General features: G+C 30.3%; 3 protein-coding genes and 1 pseudogene. 1 reads left to right on the plus strand and 3 read right to left on the minus strand.

All coding sequences use genetic code 11. The annotated features are described in order from the left end of the window. Window positions 1–294, plus strand: a pseudogene (locus ACVC2P_RS20485) (YgiQ family radical SAM protein); the annotation flags it as partial. Between the two features lie 4 nt (window positions 295–298). On the opposite strand, the gene ACVC2P_RS20490 reads toward ACVC2P_RS20485, so the two are convergent. The 3 genes from ACVC2P_RS20490 to ACVC2P_RS20500 form a co-directional block, all read right to left on the minus strand. Next, complete coding sequence (locus ACVC2P_RS20490) at window positions 299–730, minus strand: hypothetical protein (RefSeq protein WP_452600295.1); 432 nt, start codon at window positions 728–730, stop codon at window positions 299–301. Window positions 731–862: 132 nt separating this feature from the next. Continuing rightward, a complete protein-coding gene (locus ACVC2P_RS20495; RefSeq protein ID WP_452600296.1) occupies window positions 863–2,254 on the minus strand; it encodes a CotH kinase family protein in 1,392 nt (463 codons plus the stop codon). 168 nt (window positions 2,255–2,422) lie between these two features. Next, the coding region (locus ACVC2P_RS20500) for a hypothetical protein (RefSeq protein ID WP_452600297.1) at window positions 2,423–2,611 on the minus strand (189 nt) is incomplete at its 5' end.

Genomic DNA, 2,611 nt, shown 5'->3' on the forward strand with positions numbered 1-2,611 from the left:
GGTTATCATCCTTACACATTAAAGCCTACGCGAACACCAAAAACTAAAAAAGAAAAAGATGAACAACATCGTTTTTTCTTTTGGTACAGACGCGAAAATAAAGATTGGATTACCAAGACATTAAATAAATTAGATAGAAAAGATTTACTAAAAGTATTACTTCCCGATAATGATAAGTGGAAAAAGAATAAGGGAGCTGGTAAAGCAAAACATACTTTTGATGATGCCATTCCTTTTAATCAACGTAAGAATAAGGCGAAGTTTAAATCTAAAAATAAAAAGCGAAGACGTTAATTTTTTATTTTTTAGTACATCTAAATTCGTAAGATACGTTTACACACAGAATACGTTTTTTACAATCGCCTTGAGACCATTTTATGTTTCTAAATTCTCTTTTGCTACAGTTTAAATCTTTGCATATAGCTAAAGTGCCTTCGTTTATGCTTTTGGCTAATCTGTCTCCAATTTTTTTGGTTTCTTCGTATGTTACATTATTACAGTCTTTAACTAATCCGCACCTACTCCCTGAGCCTTTTAGCCATACATTACATTTTAAACCTGTAGCATTTAAATCTATTAAAGAGGAATCGTTAGGTATATTAAGGTTTGTCTCTGTATAGTTTACATCTTCTAAACTATTAGGAAAAATTAACTCGTTTGTAATTTCGTCTGTACAAGCTATACAACTTACAATAATTAATACTAAAAAAAGAATATTAGAACGTTTCATAATTATATGTTTTTATTAGAGTTTCCCTGTATTGTAAAGTTCTAATAAAAACATATAAAAATAAAGAGAGGAATCCCCTTTTATATATAGGGTGTTTTTCCTCTCTTTTACACAACGAATATGTTTTTTTAATTAAGAATTAGGTACAAAACCTGATTGCGATTTTAGTTTATTACTAAGATTATCGTTAATCCAGGCTATCCTTTGACCTAGATAATTTTTAAAATCTGTTACTTGATCATCATATTTAGTTTCAGAGAATTCTCCACCAGAACTGTTAAACGCATTTAGCCATTTTTGACTATCTCTAGCTAAGGCACCAGTATTTTTAATGTAAGAAACAGTATTAGTAATAAAGTTAGTTATCCAATCTGGTAAATTAGAACCGGTTATTGTAATATTAAAAACAACCGTACTCCATATTTTCCATATTTCTTTACAAAATTCAGGGTCTTTTAAAAGTACAGTCCACCATACAGGAGATTGTCCAGCTACAGAAAACAACCAACCATTTGGTTTAACATAACCTTGAGGGTATCCACTGCAAGAAGCTGTGTTACCATACGATTTGTTTTTATCCCATAATGGTCCAGCATAACAAATAGATTTATTTTTTATCATAAATGTGCTTTTATGATAACCATCTGGGTCTTTTGCAATTTCATTTAATACAAAGTATGTAGCAAAAGAGGTATAATCTGTTACCGCTTTAATATCTGAAAATAAGGATGAAGGGATAGATTTATTTTGCACAATATAATTAGAATATGCATTGGCAAAATGCCCAGCCCAAGAGCTGTTAGAGTTATTGTAAAACCAATTATTAAACTCTTGTTGTATTGTTGAGGACATAGCGTCTAACTTAGGTTCGTAAATCTCTATATTAGCTGTTAATGGTGGATTAGGTGTAAGTTGAAGATATTTATCGCTAGATTGGTTTAATTGCACAATAGCATAATCTGACGTCATGTCTTTTTTCTTCTTTTTGTAAGGAAGATTTATACGTGAACTTTGAAAACGGATTTTATCAAAATTAAGATATAAACCGTGGTAGTACTCTGCTAATTCTGTTGTACTTGTTATTATTGTTTTTAAATCGACTCCTGGTGGTAAAATAAATAGTTCAAAAAATTTAAATGCAGGAGCATATTGCCCCATAGCACGTTGTTGAGTAAATGCAAAAGTGTTTCTAAGTAAGGTGTAATCTACGGCGCCACAATCGTTAAACACCCAATGTTTTCCACCTTTTTCCATGCCTAGGAAGTTTCCCGCAGAAGGGCTGTCTTTTAACTTAATGGCATATTGTTGTTTAGGCATTGCCGCGGTTGCATCACCTCGAACATGCATTTTACCATTTACATTAATAAGTTTGTTATATAAATCGGTAAGTTTAATTGGAGCAGTTTGATCTATATCTGCATAATAAATAGACGTTTTACTACCTTTTTTTGTAATTGGTAAAGCGCTCTTGGGAATAACAAAAACCACAGGGTTACTGAAGCTAGTAGGAATAGTTACTGACATATTTTTTAGGGATGTTTAGGTTAATGTCTCAAAATTATTATATCCTAAGAAACTATAAATACGTAGAAATACGTGTTTTTTATAAATATTTATGTGGTTAAAAAAGGAAACCAAAATTAATATAGAGATGATTTTATGGGCGATAAATAATGCTGTATTAAATATTATTTAAAATAAACTTTTATATATTACTGTTTTGGGTTTAGAGTTGTAATAGGCTTTGGCTATTTCTTTCATAGTATCTAATCTGTATTTTGTAATGCTTACTTTGTCATTATATTTTCTTAACATTAAATTCCATTCTTTTTGTTCTTTTGAATTAACTTTTTTTGCTGTAGATTTAATAAGTTTTTCTGC

The sequence above is a fragment of the Pontimicrobium sp. MEBiC01747 genome (assembly GCF_053601635.1).

Coding starts and splice junctions, on each gene's coding strand:
- ACVC2P_RS20490 (WP_452600295.1), bottom strand. CDS start 730: ATGAAACGTTCTAATATTCTTTTTTTAGTATTAATTATTGTAAGTTGT.
- ACVC2P_RS20495 (WP_452600296.1), bottom strand. CDS start 2,254: ATGTCAGTAACTATTCCTACTAGCTTCAGTAACCCTGTGGTTTTTGTT.